This window comes from uncultured Thiodictyon sp., from assembly GCF_903828115.1.
Classification (GTDB): Bacteria; Pseudomonadota; Gammaproteobacteria; order Chromatiales; family Chromatiaceae; genus Thiodictyon.
The window spans coordinates 1-1,683 of the sequence record NZ_CAIKKU010000032.1 but is presented as its reverse complement, the minus strand read 5'-3'; the positions used below and the strand labels follow the sequence as shown (position 1 = coordinate 1,683).

2 protein-coding genes are annotated in these 1,683 nt (G+C 66.0%); one reads left to right on the top strand and one right to left on the bottom strand.

Translation table 11 applies throughout. The annotated features are described in order from the left end of the window. The first annotated feature begins 370 nt into the window (after positions 1-370). Positions 371-940, top strand: a complete 570-nt coding sequence (locus QZY48_RS01100; RefSeq protein WP_295426597.1) for a Uma2 family endonuclease — start codon at positions 371-373, stop codon at positions 938-940. A gap of 3 nt (positions 941-943) precedes the next feature. On the opposite strand, the gene QZY48_RS01095 is transcribed toward QZY48_RS01100, so the two are convergent. Next, positions 944-1,683: endonuclease (locus QZY48_RS01095; protein WP_295426596.1), on the bottom strand; the 740-nt coding region annotated here is incomplete at its 5' end.

Sequence of the window (1,683 nt, the reverse complement as noted above, 5' to 3'; positions counted from 1 at the left end):
TCACACCGGACCGTTACCAGTCTCGCATGTGCTCCTAGGCTACGACGGGAGAAACCGTCGGTTCCATCAGGTCGCCATATAGAGACTTCCAGTAGAACAATTACTTACGCGACTTCGTGTCGCACAATTATGATCAAGGCCACCAGCGCAGTCCGCCAGCAGCGGCGTGGGCTGACCAAGAAAGGTCCCGTGGGAGCGGCTTGGAGCCGCGATGGGACGATGCGGTTACCTGGCAAGGCTGGGGCGTTCTTGCGAGGCCGTCGCGGCTGAAGCCGCTCGCACAGTGTCGCTGCGCGATTGTTGCGGCGGAGCCGCTGCAATCTGTCGCTCGCCGCGACAGGCTCCTATCATTCCTTTCCGGAGGTTATCCATGAGCACACAGCCGCAACGACGCCTCACGCAGCAGGACTATCTGACCTGGGAACGCCAACAGGAAACGCGCCACGAATACTACGACGGCGAGATTTTCGCCATGACCGGGGCGAGCCGGGAACATAACCTGGTGTGCGGTAATACCTTTTCGGCACTCCATGCACAACTGCGCGGGAAACCCTGTGAGGTTTATAACAACGACATGCGCGTCAAGGTCAGCGCGACCGGCATGTACACCTATCCGGATATCGTAGCCGCGTGCGCGGAGCCGCAATTCGAGGACGTCGAAGTCGACACCCTGCTCAATCCGGTGTTGATCATCGAGGTGCTGTCCGACTCCACCGAACAGTACGATCGCGGTGCCAAGTTCCGGCATTACCGCACCCTGCCGTCCTTGCAGGACTATCTGCTGGTTGCGCAAACGGAATGCCGGGTGGAGCATTACGTCCGCGCGGCCGCCGGCGGCTGGCTGCTGACCGAATATGGGGGTCGTGACGACACGATCGACTTGGCCGCGGTGGGTTGTCGGTTGCTGCTGCGCGATATGTACGAGCGCGTGCCGGTATAGTCGTCACTGCCGTTGGTAGTCCTCGACATAGCGGTTGCCGCGCCCCTGGAGGCGGCCGATGCGCCGGTCGCGTTCCAGTTCCCAGGCGTCGGGCGGGTCGGCGTTGTTCCAGGCGGCGTAGAGTTGCGTGTCCTGGCGGCTGAGGTTGAAGCTGTAGGTGTCGCGCATGTAGAGCATGATGCGGGCGATGTCGCCGCGCACCGCGGGCGGGGGTTGGACACGGCGGGTGCCGGCGTCGATGCGGATGGCGCAGGTGCCGTATTGGTCGCCGCCGCTGACCAGGCCCCAGTTGTAGTCGGAGCGCTGGCCGTTGATGGTGCCGACCGCGGGGACCAGGTTCTGCAGGTCGTTGTGGGCGGCGGCGAAGAGTGGGTCGACCTTTTCACAGCATTGGCGCCGGGTCGGCGGGCGGGCGCCGCTTTGGGCGCAGGCCGGGAAGGCCGCGGGGTCGCGCCAGCAGGGGCGCGCCTGGCCGAACTGGGCGGCGGGGAAGACGTGGTCGGCCTCGACGCGCTGCGCCCGTTTCTCCCCGGCCAGGGCCGCGAGCCCGCACCCGCTCAGATCCGTGCGGTGCTGCGCGTCGAAGGCGCAGCCGCAGTAGAAGCTTACGCGGTGGTCGGCATAGACCTGGTCGTAGAGCAGCCGCTTGGCGGCGCTGAAGCCGGCGGCGACGCGCGGCAACTCCGCGGGCGGCAGCGCGGGCACCGGTCCTGGCGTGCGTCCACCGGCGGGTGTCGGCGCCC

Bases quoted from the DNA above. Each gene is read 5' to 3' on its own strand.
- QZY48_RS01100 (WP_295426597.1), top strand. From the start codon at position 371: ATGAGCACACAGCCGCAACGACGCCTCACGCAGCAGGACTATCTGACC.